At 65.5% G+C, this 13,849-nt stretch carries 16 protein-coding genes; 4 read left to right on the forward strand and 12 right to left on the reverse strand.

Annotation, left to right across the window (positions count from 1 at the left end; genetic code table 11):
- Positions 1-73: 73 nt before the first annotated feature.
- From K9U40_RS04945 to K9U40_RS04985, 9 genes are all read right to left on the reverse strand, one after another.
- Positions 74-643, reverse strand: a complete 570-nt coding sequence (locus tag K9U40_RS04945; protein ID WP_282889098.1) for a phage tail assembly chaperone — start codon at positions 641-643, stop codon at positions 74-76.
- Positions 643-1,029, reverse strand: coding sequence for a hypothetical protein (locus tag K9U40_RS04950; RefSeq protein WP_282889099.1), 387 nt, complete (start codon positions 1,027-1,029; stop codon positions 643-645). The genes K9U40_RS04945 and K9U40_RS04950 overlap by 1 nt, the downstream gene beginning before the upstream one ends.
- 13 nt (positions 1,030-1,042) lie before the next feature.
- On the reverse strand, positions 1,043-2,629 hold the full coding sequence (locus K9U40_RS04955; RefSeq protein ID WP_282889100.1) for a phage major capsid protein: 1,587 nt from the start codon (positions 2,627-2,629) through the stop codon (positions 1,043-1,045).
- Positions 2,626-2,940 carry a hypothetical protein gene (locus K9U40_RS04960; RefSeq protein WP_282889101.1) on the reverse strand — a complete coding sequence of 105 codons (315 nt, stop codon included), beginning with the start codon at positions 2,938-2,940 and terminating at the stop codon, positions 2,626-2,628. The genes K9U40_RS04955 and K9U40_RS04960 overlap by 4 nt, the downstream gene beginning before the upstream one ends.
- Positions 2,941-2,945: 5 nt before the next feature.
- A complete protein-coding gene (locus K9U40_RS04965; RefSeq protein WP_282889102.1) occupies positions 2,946-3,293 on the reverse strand; it encodes a gene transfer agent family protein in 348 nt (115 codons plus the stop codon).
- On the reverse strand, positions 3,290-3,502 hold the full coding sequence (locus K9U40_RS04970) for a hypothetical protein (protein ID WP_282889103.1): 213 nt from the start codon (positions 3,500-3,502) through the stop codon (positions 3,290-3,292). Before K9U40_RS04970 ends, K9U40_RS04965 begins: the two co-directional genes overlap by 4 nt.
- Positions 3,483-4,748, reverse strand: coding sequence for a phage portal protein (locus tag K9U40_RS04975; protein WP_282889104.1), 1,266 nt, complete (start codon positions 4,746-4,748; stop codon positions 3,483-3,485). Before K9U40_RS04975 ends, K9U40_RS04970 begins: the two co-directional genes overlap by 20 nt.
- Before the next feature lie 180 nt (positions 4,749-4,928).
- Positions 4,929-6,809, reverse strand: a complete 1,881-nt coding sequence (locus K9U40_RS04980) for a site-specific integrase (RefSeq protein WP_282889105.1) — start codon at positions 6,807-6,809, stop codon at positions 4,929-4,931.
- 73 nt (positions 6,810-6,882) lie between these two features.
- Entirely contained in the window at positions 6,883-7,242 is a 360-nt protein-coding gene (locus tag K9U40_RS04985) for a hypothetical protein (protein WP_282889106.1), read from the reverse strand.
- 325 nt (positions 7,243-7,567) lie between these two features.
- On the opposite strand from K9U40_RS04985, the gene K9U40_RS04990 reads away from it, so the two are divergent.
- Positions 7,568-7,948: a hypothetical protein gene (locus K9U40_RS04990; RefSeq protein WP_282889107.1), complete on the forward strand. Its 381-nt coding sequence runs from the start codon at positions 7,568-7,570 to the stop codon at positions 7,946-7,948.
- 144 nt (positions 7,949-8,092) lie between these two features.
- On the opposite strand, the gene eutC is transcribed toward K9U40_RS04990, so the two are convergent.
- From eutC to K9U40_RS05005, 3 genes are all read right to left on the reverse strand, one after another.
- Positions 8,093-8,869, reverse strand: a complete 777-nt coding sequence (gene eutC, locus K9U40_RS04995) for an ethanolamine ammonia-lyase subunit EutC (protein WP_282889108.1) — start codon at positions 8,867-8,869, stop codon at positions 8,093-8,095.
- Positions 8,866-10,254, reverse strand: coding sequence for an ethanolamine ammonia-lyase subunit EutB (locus K9U40_RS05000; RefSeq protein WP_282889109.1), 1,389 nt, complete (start codon positions 10,252-10,254; stop codon positions 8,866-8,868). The genes eutC and K9U40_RS05000 overlap by 4 nt, the downstream gene beginning before the upstream one ends.
- 84 nt (positions 10,255-10,338) lie before the next feature.
- Entirely contained in the window at positions 10,339-11,223 is an 885-nt protein-coding gene (locus K9U40_RS05005) for an amino acid ABC transporter substrate-binding protein (RefSeq protein WP_282889110.1), read from the reverse strand.
- A gap of 252 nt (positions 11,224-11,475) precedes the next feature.
- Here K9U40_RS05005 and K9U40_RS05010 point away from each other — a divergent pair, with 252 nt between their 5' ends.
- The 3 genes from K9U40_RS05010 to K9U40_RS05020 form a co-directional block, all read left to right on the forward strand.
- On the forward strand, positions 11,476-12,471 hold the full coding sequence (locus tag K9U40_RS05010; RefSeq protein WP_282889111.1) for an ABC transporter substrate-binding protein: 996 nt from the start codon (positions 11,476-11,478) through the stop codon (positions 12,469-12,471).
- 7 nt (positions 12,472-12,478) lie between these two features.
- Entirely contained in the window at positions 12,479-13,327 is an 849-nt protein-coding gene (locus K9U40_RS05015) for an ABC transporter permease (RefSeq protein WP_282889112.1), read from the forward strand.
- A gap of 2 nt (positions 13,328-13,329) precedes the next feature.
- Positions 13,330-13,849: ABC transporter ATP-binding protein (locus K9U40_RS05020; RefSeq protein WP_282889113.1), on the forward strand; the 520-nt coding region annotated here is incomplete at its 3' end.

The following is a 13,849-nucleotide window of genomic DNA, read 5'->3' on the forward strand; positions in this document are numbered from 1 at the left end:
CAAACGTCATTCCGGGGGCAGGGAGGTGACTTTCCGCTATTCGACTAGCCACGTCGCCGTCATGGAGTGCCCCCTAAAGGTTTTTCAGCGCCTGAAGTCCGGCGCGGTCGAAAGTGGCGCTCAATGCCTCTTCGGCGCGCTCATCGTCTGTCGGTTCGTATCCGGGCTGGGTGCGACGCCAGACCTGCATTGCGTGTGCGATCTCGCGCGGCGTGGCGTTCCAGGTGGATTCGGGCGCCCAATGGAGCACACCAGTCGCAAAGCCGAAGAGTTCGGCGAGCGTCCGGTTGAATTTCATGGAAGGGCCGGACGCATTGGACGTGTTCGGCTTCTCATCCGGATCAATGCCGGTGAGGTGCAGCCCGAAAATGTAGAGGTCGAGGGCGACGTGTTCGACACGCTTGCGAAGGGGCTGGGGGCCGAAGGCAAACCACGCCAGGGCGTCCCTGCGCTCGTCCTCATCCTCGATCCCGTGGGTGAGCATGTCGGTGATGACGCTGACGTTGGATTTCAGCACCTTGCCGCAGAAATCCACGGGCTCGCCGTGGGCCTCGGAAATCTTCAGCGCGCATCGCAGCGTCGGTCGAAGCCGGACGGTGGTGCCGTCCAGCTTCAGAGTCGTGGTTTCGTCGAGAAAGCGCATCAGGCAACCGGCCGGGCGACTGCATCGCCCTTCACCAGCACGGCGCCGGCTGCAATGCTGGTGCCGCTGTTCTTCGTGATGACGGCGCGCAGGTAGCGCTTGAAGCCGCGATAGCCGACCTTCACCACGCTGTCGGCCGCGAGGCTGGTCGGATAGGCGCCGTGAAGGTCCGCAGCGGCCACGTCCGTGAAGTCGCCGGGAACGTCCGTGTCACTTTCCTGAAGCTTCACGGTGAAGGCGCCAGCGCCGACGATGGCGCCGGTGTTCACCACCAGCACGGCGCTGTTGAAGCCGCGAAGGTCGAGGGCCGCGCCGGTCACGGTCGCGGCGAGCACGGCGGGGCTGATCGCCAGCACCGTGCCGATATTGTTCACGAGGTCACGCATGTTCTGAATCTCCTCAAACGTTCGGCTTGATGCGCAGCTTCTTGATGGCGGCAGGCTGGATCACGCCAGCGCCGACGCGGACGGTTGCGTGAATGCGCGTCTCGCCGAATTCGGCCCGGACGTAGGGATTCACGAGCGTCGAAAGCGAGCCGCGATCAATGATCCGATAGGCCGTCGCGATGTCGCCGAAGAGAATCGGGAAAGCGTCGGCTTCCGGGTCCTGCATGTCGGGGACTTCCACCACACGCTGACCAAGGATGGTTTCCGGCTGGCCTTCCTGAAAGGACGGTTGCCACAGCGACAGGCCGTCCGCCGTCTGCCAGCTTCGGATTGTCGCCAGCGTGGTGCTGTTCATCAGCCAGATGCCACGCTGGCGATATGCGGCCGGAAGAGCGTATTTCAGCGCGACGAAATCATTCGGATCGAGAGCGTTCAGCCGTATGGAATCGAGCGCGGTCACGTTCGGGTCGGAGAGCAGCCCCATGGGCTGAAGCACGCCGTCACCATTGAGGAACGCGGCGCCTTCCTTCTTGCCGAAGTCCTCGGAGAGAGCGAGATTGACTTCGGCGAGCGCGGCGCCGGCCGAATCCGCGAGAAGCTGGTTGCTGATATCGACGTGCGTGGTTAGTTCGCGCACGGGGATTTCAAGCTGGCCGAAGCTGGGCTCGGAACCCTCGGAAGCCTGAAGCTCGCCCTTCCACTTGGCGTTGGTGATGCCGGTTCGCTTCGGATAGATGACGCTCGGCGAACTGGTGGGTCGCACGCTGGCGTACGCACGGATCGGCGAGAATTCCACGAGGTTGCGGACGAACTCGGCGGACACCTCGGCGGGGGCGAAATAGCCGCCCATGGTGTCGGTCGAAACCTGAAGGGTCTTCAGTTCGTCGGCCGGCGCCGCATTGCCGAAGCGCAGATAGGTCGCGAACGCCTTCTGTTCGGCGGCCTTGGTCCCGTCGGCGCCCTTGCTGGTGATGATGCCAGGGCGGCTCAGGCGGTTCTGAATCTGTGCATTGGTGGCCGCGATCTTGGCGAGGTCCGCCTTGATGCCGGAAATCTCGGTATCGTAACCGGCCATCTTGGTTTCCAGGGCGGACAGGTCCACCGTGTTGGTATCGTCGTGTTCGGTATTCAAATCGTCCACTTCAGTTCCCTTTGCAGATTTCGTTTCGAGGATGCGAGCGCTCCCGTGCGACGGCACGGGGACAACCGAGATTTCAACGAGGTGAATCTTGGAGAAGACGCGGCCACCTTCAGGTCGGGCCTTCATTTCGTGCGGGGCAGGGCGGTTGAAACCCATGCTCAAGCCGGTGAGCTTGCCGGCCTTTACGGCGGCATGAACGCGCCGGGCAATCGAGTTGCTGGCAATATCCAGCACGCCTTTCACGATCAGTCCGAGGTCGGTTTCCTCGGCTGAAACCCAAGTGCCGATGCGCTGCGCTGTGTCGTGCTGGTAGAGGATCGGAAGGCCGGTGAAGTCGCCGATAGCGCCCTTCTCGATCACGTCGCCTGCGCCATCGGGAAGGCCAAACACCCACGCGATGCCGGAGATTTCGCCCGTGGGCTGCGCCGAAAACGCGGCTTTGGTTTCAAGCCGGTTCAAGCAGCCGCCCAGCGAATCTTGTCGCCCTTGTTCGCGAGAATCACGCGATCGGCGCCCGCATAGACGCGGTACATCGGGGTGTCTGCGGCGGCGGGATTCAGCCCGACATAGACCTTGGCATCCACAGCCGCCTGAATCAGAAATGCGGACTGCGAGCGAAGCCGTTCATTGACGTCAGGGACGGTCGCAACGTTGACGGTCGTGGCTGGGGCCGGAAGGTCTTCAGACCAAACCGCATGGCCGAAAAGGTCGGTGTTTCCGCCGATGGTGGTAATCGAGCCGTGAAGCACGGCAATACCTGAAAAAGCCATTCACATTACTCCTGAGTATTGGTGTTCGTGGTGTCTTCGTCGGGTTCCGGCGTGCCGTCCCAAGCGGCCGCAAGGATCTCGACTGCGAGGGTGTGAACCGACCTCAACGATGCGCCGTCCAGGTAGACGGCAATGAGGTTTGCGGCTTGTTCGTGCGACGTGCCCGCGCCGATCAGACCGTGGCGCACGGTCTCGATAAGCTCGACGTGATGGAAACGGCCGCTGACGACACGCTGCGACAACTCGCCGATGCCGATATTCAAAAGCTTTTCGAGCCGCACAATTTGCGCACTTGAAAGATTGAATTCATATTCGCCGTCGCCAAGGAAGCGTTTAATCTTGGTCGATGTCACGCGCCGACTCCGATCTTGTCCAGATCGAGGACGATCCGGCCATCATGCTGGCGCTCAGCGTGGGGGCCGAAATCGAAAATGCATTTCCGATTTGCGGGCGGCAGGGGCGCGCCAGAGGTCGCGACGCTCTTGAGCATGGCCATGGCCTGGGAGAATGGACCGTGTGCGGCGGCAAATGCCGCCGCAATCTCAGGCAGGTTTGTCAGCATTGTTCTGGTCCGGAATGGTGGAAGACGTTGTGTTGGGATTGATGAATTCGTCGCCACCTTCGTAGGGCGGAAGGTTTTCCTTGGCGCGGGCCTCATTGGGCGACAGGACGCGCGAAGAAATGAGCTTGCTGTAAGCGTCGGCACGCGCCGCGATATCCATGCGGGTGAGGTCATCCGACAGGAATTCGGCGAAGTAGGTGTCGCGCTCATCCTCGCGGAAGAGCTTCATTGCCACCTCGTTTTCCCAACGTGCAAGCCACGGACGAAGGGAATACGTCAGAAACTCCGCACCCATCTCGCCAACGTTCGCCCACGTCCCGCGCTCAAGGTCGAAGAGCATATGGGGCGGGACACGAAAGAGGCGTGCGATCTCAGTGACCGCGAACCGGCGCAGTTCCAGATATTGCGCGTCGGTCGAGGTAAAGTTGAACGGGGTGAAGCCGGAGCCGCCGGGCACCATGGCAATGTCGCCGTTCTTCCGTCCGCCGACTGCCGCCTTCCACGCTTCCTTGAGGGCCTTAAGCTGATCGGCCTTCAATCCGGGATCAACAGTGACAACACCACTTGGCGCAGCGCGGTTGCGGAAGAGTGCAAGCCCGTGCTCTTCCAGGATCAGCGCCAATTCGATGGCGTGTTTGCCCTGCTGGATCGGCGAGGCGCCGATCAGACCGTCAAGCGACGGTCCCATGAGGTGAAAGATCTCATGGGGCTGATAGATGACTTCGCGATTGTCGCCGTGGCGGACCTTGTAGAGCGGCGCATAAGTGATTTCGTCGAGTTCAACGGTGACGGCGGTAGGCGGGATGCGCCACAACTCGACGAAGTCGCCGGAACGATTGATCAGCGCGAAGCCGTTTCCGTAGAGCAACGCGTCGCGCGTAAGCTGTTCCTTGAAATTCTGTGCTGAATAAACGTCCGAGGAACGATTGCGCAGGACATTGAAGAGCGGGTGTTCTGTTGCTCGATCCTTGGAGCCATCTTTGCCGCGCTTGTAAGTGATCAGTGGAAGCTGCCCAACGGCCTCCGCAATCGACTGAACGGCGCACCGGACGGCGGTGCAGTTCATTGCGGTGGCTTCGTTGACCGTAACCTGAAGCGTCCCATTGTCCGGAAGCGTGGCGCCGATCAACTGCGAAAGCCACGCGGCATCGGTGCTGGTGGCCGGTGTCGGCGCCGGAAGAGACGGCGCGGCCTTTATTTCGGTCACCTGCTGGCGGGGGAAGCGCCAGAAATCGAGAATGCCCATTCAGAAAGAACACGTCCTATTCGCTATACCCAATACGATAACACGAATCTCGCGTGGAATAGACCGTTTCGTCGAATTAATTGAGAAAAAATCGCAGATAGCGGAGTGAGATTGACGGAAGCCTAGAAAGCGCCGCCGTCAATCTGTGCTGATCTTGAATATTCTGCCAAGCGTTCCTATCTAGGCGACGGCCGATAGTCCGAGCGACTTGCGCAATGCGTCGAGGTCCAGCCCGTCGAAGTGCAGGCTTTCCACGGCTGCTTTCATCGCCTCGATAGAGACACCATGCACATAGACCGCGCCGGCCGATTGATCGGTGTGGCCGCAGATATAATCCGCCGTCCCCTTATCCACGCCTGATTTTCTAAGTCCCGTCTTGAACGTGTGGCGGAAGCTATAGAAGTCCTTCGTCGGATCGTTGATGTTCGCGTTCTTCAGATACGTCACATTGAACCGGCGCGGGATGAACCTGGGGAAATACTGGTTCAGCGTGGCGCTACCGTTTTTCTCCGCTTCGGCCTTCGCCTTCATCCCCTGCGCATACCAAATGGGGAAAAGGTGCGTCTCGCCGGCCTTCCGGAGCGCAGCCACACGGCGCTCTAGACCAAGCTCGATCAGGGTCGAATGCACCGGGACAAGGCGCCTCGATCCTCGGTTTTTCGTCTCTTCCTCGACGCTGAAGCACAACACGCCACGCTCATGGCGAACGCTATCGAGCTTCATTTGCGCGGCCTCGGACGGGCGCAGGCCGGAAAACAGGCCGATCAGCATCGCCCATTGAGATTCGTCGAGGGTGCCGGCCGGCGCGAAGAGGGCAGGGGCGAAGAGCTTCGTGAGGTCACCAGGGGTGAAATCCTCGCGCGGCGCCTTGCCGGCCTTCTCTGCCGTCTCGACACGGATGCCAGTCGCCGGATTGTCCGGGATCAGGTCATTGCTCGCGCACCAGCCTAGAAGCGTCTTCAACCGCGACAGGTTCTTATCGTTCAGGGTCTTTGCGTCGAGGCAGGGAAAGGGTTCCTTGCGCGCCTTGTTCGCTGCGATAGCATCTAGGAGCGTCATTCCGGGAAAGCGCTTCGTGGCGCTGCTAGGCGTTTCTAGCAGGGTGTCTTTGAACCGCACCGCATGCCGGCGCGTAATGGTGTGCACCGGCATCGGCTCGCCCATGGCTTCCTCAAACTGCCGCACAACGGTTTCGTATTCGCGTGCCGTGGGGCCGCTTGGCCGGCGCTCAGCGAGGAAGCGGGGCAGGATTTCCGACAAGGGTAGGAGGCTATCGGGTCCTAGGATGCGTGCGGAGGTCGCCGGCTGGGCTTCAGCGGCGGGGTTCACCGGTGTGAGGTCGGCAGGAATAGGCGGGTCCGGCTCGCCTTCGTCGCGCAACATCTCAGTCTCGATGGCGACAAGCTCAGCGCGTGCCAGGACGCGGACAGTCGCATTCCATCCGGAGGTGCCAGGAGCGTCCTGAAGATTGCCGCTCTTGCTCGCCCATTCCAGTGCCAGGGCGATGGGTGACGGTAGGGGATCGAAGATGCGGCCTGCCGCTAGGTCACGAAGCTGTGAGACGTAATCTTCGTCCGGGAAGCCAAGGCCGATGGCCGGTGAACCTGAGTCGCGAATTTCGGTGTCGAGGGCGAGCCGGCTTTGAAGATGACGGGTGCCGATCTCGGTGGGTGACAGGAGCCGCTTGGGGGAAGGTCGAGGCGCAGGGGCGGGCTTGCCGGTGAGCTTGGCCTTAGCAGCGTCGATGTCTTGATAGAAGCCATCCAGAACACTGGGCAGTCGTCTAACGGCCTGGGCATGATCCGCGCCTAGCGCCTGTGAAAACTCCTTCTTACCGAGGATCGGCTGTAGCTCTTTTGGCACGGCCAAGCGGGCGAAGTACCTGCCGCCCTTAGACTGTAAATTGCTACCGTGCCGAGCCATGCCGTTTCCTCGATTCCGGGAAGGAATTCCGGGAAGAGATACGGGAAAGAGTGAGCAATAGCAACGTTTCTGAAGGATTTCAGGGGCTTCTCGGGCGATCGATTTTCCTCCCGCCGTCCGCACCAGATCGAAATCCAATCAGGCCGACGACCGACGGCGCCGCAGCGCCATCGGGATGCGTGTCTGGCCGGTTGCAGGTCCCGTTCGAGGCTCAGGCGGCGCGGGCGAAGGGCGACTGGTCCTGGGGCTGGTCGGTCTGCGTCGCGTTCAGGAGCCGGCTCTGCACCAGTCCGGCCACTTCCACCATCTCGTTGCTCCACGCGAGCGCCGACTGCTGCAGGAAAGCCGCCTCGCGGCTGAACGCGACCGAGGGGTTCTGCTCCTTGGCGAGGTCGTTCATCAGCTGGACCTGTTCCTGCATCTGCCGGCCCACGAACTGCTGCACGTGGGCGGAGGCGGCCAGCGGGCAATCGAAGAACAGGTTCTTCCATACTGCAAAAGGCCAGGCCACAGGCGGCGTGCCGGTGCTGAAGGCGCGCGCCAAGCCTTGAAAGACTGCGGAATCGTTCATGGTCAGGTCTCCCGTCGGGCGTTGGCCCCCCGATCCCGCTGCACCCCTTCGGGAGGCAGCAATCGTGGCCACTATCAATGATCCTGCGCCAGCCAAGCCTTGCGCGAGGTCAAATGCCTTGCGAACGCGATGCGCGAAAATCACATTCCATAAGGCGCCCTCTTTGCGGGGCGTGATTCTATTGTCGCATTCCTTCGCCCCCATGCAAGCGGGACCGTTGGGTTCATCCGAATCGGGTGGCGAAAGGTGCGGTCGTCAACGCATCGTGACGGCCCTTCCGGGTCGGGCGATGCTCGAGACCTCAAGGGTCCGGGGAGAGAGACGCATGTCCCAGTTGCCGCACGGCTTCCGTCAGATCCGCATGGAGCTTGCCCGCGAGAAGGGCCATCCGGAAGGCTCGCGCAATTTCGGCTACAGCTTCGTCGCGCCGCTGAACGAGGCGGGGCGCATCGACCCGGCCTTGTGGGCGAAGCATCGCGATGTGTGCCGCGTGGTCCGGTTCCGCCCCGACGAGGCGGACGAGGTGGGCCATCTGGTGCGCCGTCCCGGCGGAAGCTGGGCGTTCCGCTATGACATCCATGGCTCGGACGACGACGAGGCGGGCTACCGCTTCGGCGACGAGAGCTTCGCCGTGGGCGAATACATTTCCGTGCGGGAGGATGACGAGATGCACACCTTCCGCGTGGTGTCCGCCGAGCCGGTCTGAGCCCAGGGTGCCCCCCGCCCGGAGGGGGGCGCCAGCCGCGCGCTGGAAGCCGCGTTCCAGGGGTCCCTCCCGGGACGTGCCACACGGGACGTGCCAAGCGGGACGTGCCACGCAGCCGCGGGATCTGCCCGCCATAATCCAGGCTCAGGCCGCGCCCAGCCGGAGCGGCGGACGGCCCTCTTCGAGCAGGCGGTCGCTTTCGTCCTTCAGCTCCACGCCGGTCACGGCGCGCCGTAGCGCCTCCCGGATATGCCAGGCGAGCTTGAAGGCGGCGGCCTCGAAGCTCAGGCCGTCGGGGCGCACGTTGGAGATGCAGTTGCGCTCGGCGTCGGTGCGGCCGGCCTTGGGATCGAAGGTGAGGTAGAGGCCCAGGCTGTCCGGGGAAGACAGGCCCGGCCTCTCGCCCACCAGCAGCACGCAGGCCCGCGCTTTCAGGAGGGCGCCCACCTCGTCGCCCAGCGCCACCCGCGCGCCGGAGGCGATGACCACCGGCGCGAGGCTCCAGCCCTGCTCGGCGATGAAGGGCCTGAAGGCGGCGAGAAACGGGCGCGCCTGGGCGTGGATGGCGGCCGAGGACAGGCCGTCCGCCACCACGATCACGAGATCCACCGTCTCTCCCGCCGCCATGGCGAGCCGCGTGCGGCTCTCCTCCGAGAGGCGGCGGCCGAGGTCCGGACGGCGCAGATAGATATCCCGCGCCGGTGCCGCGCTGGACGCGCGCAGGGTGGCAAAGCCGAGGCCCCGCACCTGCGCCTCGACGGCATCCGCATCGAACGGCATATGGACCGCGTCGCGGGCCTGGGCATGGGCCAGGGCGAAGCGCAGCACTTCCCCGGTGGGCAGGCTCGCCCCGGTGCGGCCCAGCGCAATGCGCGCGGGAGTGTGGCGGGCGAGGCGGAGCCAGGGGTCGCGCTCGATCATGCGGCGCGCCCCGCCACGTAGCCGAGCAGCGGGTGGCGGGCATCCGCCGGCAGCAGGCGCCCGTCGGCGCCGGTGATGTCCATGCGTTCCAGCCAGGCCTCGAACTCCGGCGCGCGCTTCAGCCCCAGCGCCTCGCGGATGTAGAGGGCATCGTGGAACGATGTGGACTGATAGTTGAGCATCACGTCGTCGGCGCCTGGAATACCCATCACATAGGTCACGCCCGCCACGCCAAGAAGCGTGAGCAGGGTATCCATGTCGTCCTGGTCTGCCTCGGCGTGGTTGGTGTAGCAGACATCCACCCCCAGCGGCACGCCGAGCAGCTTGCCGCAGAAATGGTCTTCCAGACCGGCGCGGATGATCTGCTTGCCGTCATAGAGATATTCCGGCCCGATGAAGCCGACCACGGTATTGACCAGCAAAGGATTGTAGGCGCGGGCCACGCCATAGGCGCGCGCCTCCAGCGTCTGCTGGTCCACGCCGTGGTGGGCGCCGGCGGACAGGGACGAACCCTGGCCGGTCTCGAAATACATGGCGTTCTGCCCCACCGTGCCGCGCTTCAGCGCGCGGGCGGCGTCTGTGCCCTCGGCCAGCACCTTCAGGTCGATGCCGAAGGAGCGGTTCGCCCCTTCCGTCCCGGCGATGGACTGGAAGACGAGGTCCACCGGCGCGCCGCGCTCCATCAGGCCGATGGAGGTGGTGACATGGGTCAGCACGCAGCTCTGGGTGGGGATCTCGAAGCGGGTGATGACCTCGTCCGTGAGCTTCAGCAGGCGCTCGATCACGGCCAGGCTGTCGGAGGCGGGATTGATGCCGATCACGGCGTCGCCGCAGCCGTAGAGCAGGCCGTCGAGGATGACGGCGGAGACGCCGGCCGCGTCGTCGGTGGGGTGGTTGGGCTGGAGGCGCACGGCCATGGTGCCGGGAAGGCCGATGGTGTTGCGGAAGCGTGTGACCACCCGGCATTTCTTCGCCGCGAGGATGAGGTCCTGGTTGCGCATGATCTTGGAGACGGCGGCGGCCATCTCCGGGGTCAGGCCCGGCGCCAGGGCGGCGAGGATCTCCGGCGTTGCCTCATGGGAGAGCAGGAAGTCGCGGAAATCGCCCACCGTCATGGCAGAGACCGGCGCAAAGGCCGCGGCGTCGTGGCTGTCGAGGATGAGGCGGGTCACCTCGTCCGTCTCGTAGGGCACCAGGGCCTCGCTCAGGAACGCCTTCAGCGGCACCTCGGCAAGGCACATCCTGGCGGCCACGTTCTCCTCGGCGGTGGCGGCGGCGATGCCGGCCAGCATGTCCCCGGAGCGCGGCGGCGTCGCCTTGGCCATCAGGTCCTTCAGGTCCGCGAAGACGAAGGATTTGGCGCCAATGCGGTGCAGATAGGCCATGCCGGGCTCCACGGTGGAGTGGGAGGGGATCTCTTCTCGTGCAACATATGTGCCCGCAGGGAAACCCGCCGGTGGCGGCGCGCCCTATTTCGGCACGCCGTTGATGACGAAGAGCGCGTTGAGGAACTGGTCCGGCGGGAACTTGCCGAAGCTCTTCGCATAGATGTCGCGGATGCGTTCGGTGCGGTAGAGGTCGGCCAGCGTCCCATCCACCATGAGGCGGAAGGCCTGGTCGCCGCGCGGCAGGGCGAGGGCGTAGGTCTCGAAGGTGAAATACTGGTCGGACAGGTTCAGGCGGTTGCCGAAGGGGCTGTTGGAGATCAGGTAGTTGAGGATACCGCGATCGCCGAAATAGGCGTCGAGTTTGCCGTCGGCGAGCTGCTTGAGCCCTTCGGGATGATCGGTCACCGTCACGATATCGGCCGCGATGCGCATCTGGCCGAGGGTGGAGCGCAAATTCTCCTCGGTGGTGGTGCCGCGCAGCACTCCGACCTTTTTGCCCTTGAGGTCCTCCAGGCCCTTCACCGGCGTGCCGCGGGTGACGACGCCCGCGCCGTCTAGGAAGGTGGGCAGGGAGAAATCCACCAGCGCGCGCCGCGACATGGTCATGGAGGTGGGCTCGCACAGGATGTCGATGCGCCCGTCGCGCACCGCCTCGAACCGGTCCTCGGCGGTGACCTTCACGTATTCCACCTTGAGGGTCGCGACCTTCAGCGTCCGTTTCAGGCCCTCGGCGACCTCCCGGCAGAGATCGACGATGTAGCCCGCGGGCTGGCCGTTGGATGCGGCGTAGGAATAAGGCGGGGCGAAATGGCGGTAGCCGATGCGGAACGGCTCGCCGTTCGCCACCCGGTCGAGGGTCTGTGCGCCGGCGGGGGCCGCCAGCGCAAATGCCAAGGCGGCGGCGACGGCCGACAGGCCCCCGGCGCGAAAGACTGCACCTGCTGATTTACCGGTTCCTGCCGCCATGTCCGTTTCCCCCAAGCGTCCCACCCGCGGGCGCGATCTTGCCGCGCCCCGCGCCCGGCGCCAAGAGCCGCGTGGACGTTCGCCCCCGCTGCAGCCGTTGCCGGGCCGTGGTGCCGCATGCCGATGCGGCACCACGGCCCGGGGCCAGGAGCGAAAGTCGGCTTGGTCCGCCGCTCGATTCATTATATCTCAGTGAATATAGGTTGAGCGCCGTCCGTTCAGGCGGCGCACGCATGCTCCGGGGGATTTTCGATGAACGGATTGCTCAGCCGGCGCCGGCTTCTCGGCGCGCTCGCGGGATCGGCCGGAGCGCTGGCCTTGCCGGACCTGACCGCGTTGGCCGCGCCGGCGCAGGGGCTCGAGATTCTCGGCGCCCCGAACGGATCGACCATCGTGCTCCTGCGCCTTCTCCAGTCCGGCGCCCTCGATTCCGTCGCCCCCGGCGCCTCCTTCCGGCTCTGGCGCGACACCGACGAACTGCGCGCCGCCATCGTCTCCGGCCGCACCAGCCTGTTCACCACCCCCACCCATGTGCCAGCGAACCTCGCCAATCGCGGCCTGCCGCTGAAACTGTTCGCGATCCTGTCCATGGGCCACCTGTTCGTGGTCTCGGCGGACGAGAGCATCAAGTCGTTCAAGGACCTCGCGGGCAAGCCTCTGGTCGGCTTCTTCAAGAACGACATGCCGGATCTCGTCTTCCGCTCCATCGCCCGGGGCCATGGCATGGATCCGGACAAGGACATGACCATCACCTATGTGCGCACCCCCATGGAGGCGGCGCAGATGCTCGCCGCCGGGCGCGCCACCACCGCCATCCTCTCCGAGCCGCCGGCCACCGCCGCCATAATGATGGCGAAGAGGGAGGGCCGCACGCTCTATCGCGCCATCAGCCTGCAGGAGGACTGGAAGGCGCAGCACAGCGGCCTCGGCCTGCCCATGGCGGGCATCGCCGTGCACGAGCGGCTGATCGAGCAGAGCCCGGAGCTGATCGCTGCGCTGGCCGCCGGGCTGCCCGGCGCCCGCGACTGGGTGATGGCCAACAAGCCGGAAGCCGGGCAGCTCGCGGAGCAGAAGATGGACGTGAAGGCTCATATGTTCGCCAGCGCCCTCGACCACTTCAACGTGGTGGCCGAGCCTGCGGCGAGGCAGAAAGCGGGCCTCATCGCCTTCTACGAGACGCTGCTGTCCTTCGAGCCCGATGCCCTGGCCGGAAAGCTGCCACCCGACAGCTTCTATATGAGCTTCTGAGGCGGGCATGGCCTGGGCCGACCGCAGCCGCCCCGTCGCGCGCCTTCGGGCGGGGATGCCGCCGCGCGCGGGCATGGCGCGCGGCAATGCCGTCGCGGTGGCGCTCTGGACTGCAGCGGGCCTCGGCCTTCTCGCCGGCGCGTGGCAGTGGGGTGCCACGGTTCTCGGCCCCTTCGTGCTGCCGAGCCTTCAGGAAACGGGGCAGGCCATGGTACGCCTCGCGGTGAGCGGGGCCGCGGGCCCGGCTCTGCTGGCCACCCTCGTCCATGCCCTCGGCGGATGCCTCGCGGGCGGGGCGGTGGGGCTGGTGCTGGGCATTGCCGGCGGGCTGGCGCTGCCGGTGGGGGCCATGTCCCGGCCGGTGTTCACGGCGCTGCTCGGCACCCCGCCCATCGCCTGGGTGGTGCTGGCGTTGCTGTGGTTCGGCCCCGGCGGCGCCGCGGCCAGCTTCACGGTGGCGATCACCGCCGCGCCCATCCTCTTCCTCGCCGCGCTCGAGGGCGTCGGCAGCCGGGATCCGGCGCTTGCCGAGATGGCCCTTCTTTATCGCGCGCCCCCGCTCCAGCGCCTGACCGACCTCGTGTTGCCGGCGCTTGCCGACTTCCTGTTGCCGGCGCTGGCCACGGCGCTCGCCTTCTCTTTCAAGGTGGCGGTGATGGCGGAGGTGCTGAGCGGCGCCGACGGGGTCGGGGGCGGCCTCGCCACCGCACGCGCCCATTTCGACCTCGCGGCGACCATGGCGTGGATCGTGCTCGCGGTGGCGGTGCTGCTCATCGCCGACGCGCTGCTGCTGGCGCCCCTGCGCGGCTGGCGGGCCGCGCGCGAAGGCCGGGCCGGCGTGCCCCCGCAGGCCTGAGCATGCTGGCGCTGGAAGGGCTTCATCTCGCCTTCGGCCCCGCGCCGGTGCTGGCGGGGATCGACTTGGTGGTCAAAGCGGGCGAGCTGGTGGTGCTGCTCGGCCCGTCCGGCTGCGGCAAAACCAGCCTCCTGCGCCTCGCCGCCGGCATCGAGGCAGTCCAGGGCGGGCATGTCGCCAACCGGTTCCGGCGCACCGCCATGGTGTTCCAGGAGCCGCGCCTGATGCCGTGGGCCGACGCGCGGGACAATGCCGCCTTCGGCCTCAAGGCGCTGGGCGCCGCGAAGGCGGAGCGCCGGGCGGCGGCAGAGGCGATCCTGCGGCGCCTCGGCTTTGCGGAGGCGGACCTCGCCAAGCGGCCGGCGCAGCTGTCCGGCGGCATGCAGCAGCGGGTCTCCATCGCCCGCGCCTTCGCGCTGAAGCCCGACCTCGTGCTCATGGACGAGCCCTTCTCCGCCCTCGATGTGGGCCTGCGCGGCGATCTCCAGGCGCTGCTGCGGGCCGAGGTGGAGGGGGCGGGGG

The sequence above is a fragment of the Xanthobacter autotrophicus genome (assembly GCF_030015065.1).
GTDB lineage: Bacteria > Pseudomonadota > Alphaproteobacteria > Rhizobiales > Xanthobacteraceae > Xanthobacter > Xanthobacter autotrophicus_D.

Coding starts and splice junctions, on each gene's coding strand:
- K9U40_RS05015 (WP_282889112.1), top strand. CDS start 12,479: ATGGCCTGGGCCGACCGCAGCCGCCCCGTCGCGCGCCTTCGGGCGGGG.
- K9U40_RS04975 (WP_282889104.1), bottom strand. CDS start 4,748: ATGGGCATTCTCGATTTCTGGCGCTTCCCCCGCCAGCAGGTGACCGAA.
- K9U40_RS04950 (WP_282889099.1), bottom strand. CDS start 1,029: ATGCGTGACCTCGTGAACAATATCGGCACGGTGCTGGCGATCAGCCCC.
- K9U40_RS04960 (WP_282889101.1), bottom strand. CDS start 2,940: ATGGCTTTTTCAGGTATTGCCGTGCTTCACGGCTCGATTACCACCATC.
- K9U40_RS05010 (WP_282889111.1), top strand. CDS start 11,476: ATGAACGGATTGCTCAGCCGGCGCCGGCTTCTCGGCGCGCTCGCGGGA.
- K9U40_RS05005 (WP_282889110.1), bottom strand. CDS start 11,223: ATGGCGGCAGGAACCGGTAAATCAGCAGGTGCAGTCTTTCGCGCCGGG.
- K9U40_RS05000 (WP_282889109.1), bottom strand. CDS start 10,254: ATGGCCTATCTGCACCGCATTGGCGCCAAATCCTTCGTCTTCGCGGAC.
- K9U40_RS04990 (WP_282889107.1), top strand. CDS start 7,568: ATGTCCCAGTTGCCGCACGGCTTCCGTCAGATCCGCATGGAGCTTGCC.
- eutC (WP_282889108.1), bottom strand. CDS start 8,869: ATGATCGAGCGCGACCCCTGGCTCCGCCTCGCCCGCCACACTCCCGCG.
- K9U40_RS04970 (WP_282889103.1), bottom strand. CDS start 3,502: ATGCTGACAAACCTGCCTGAGATTGCGGCGGCATTTGCCGCCGCACAC.
- K9U40_RS04985 (WP_282889106.1), bottom strand. CDS start 7,242: ATGAACGATTCCGCAGTCTTTCAAGGCTTGGCGCGCGCCTTCAGCACC.
- K9U40_RS04945 (WP_282889098.1), bottom strand. CDS start 643: ATGCGCTTTCTCGACGAAACCACGACTCTGAAGCTGGACGGCACCACC.